Here is a 258-nt window from a genome sequence, read left to right as displayed (position 1 = left end):
TGAAAAAGATTGAAAATTCATTCGCAGTAACAGGTTTTATCGGTAAGGATGCAGAAATCCGTAGTTTTGAAACAGCAAGCGTAGCACGCTTTTCTATCGCGGTCAGCCGTGCAGACAAGACAGGTGAAGAAACCTCTTATGTTTCCGCTTTCATGGGGATTGAAGCCTGGAGAAAGAATGAAGCACTGGATTCCTTCGATGTATTGAAAAAAGGTGAGCTGATAACCGTTGAAGGCTACTTTAAGCCGGAAGAATGGA

At 43.0% G+C, this 258-nt stretch carries 1 protein-coding gene; it reads left to right on the top strand.

Annotated features, from left to right (window positions below; all coding sequences use genetic code 11):
• Nucleotides 1-258: single-stranded DNA-binding protein (locus HMPREF2794_RS21605; protein WP_243712389.1), on the top strand; the 258-nt coding region annotated here is incomplete at both ends.

Origin of the sequence: Bacteroides sp. HMSC067B03 (assembly GCF_001811315.1) — a bacterium.
Taxonomy (GTDB): Bacteria; Bacteroidota; Bacteroidia; order Bacteroidales; family Bacteroidaceae; genus Bacteroides; species Bacteroides faecis.
The sequence above is the reverse complement of the archived record's forward strand: the minus strand, read 5'-3'. Positions and strand labels throughout refer to the sequence as shown.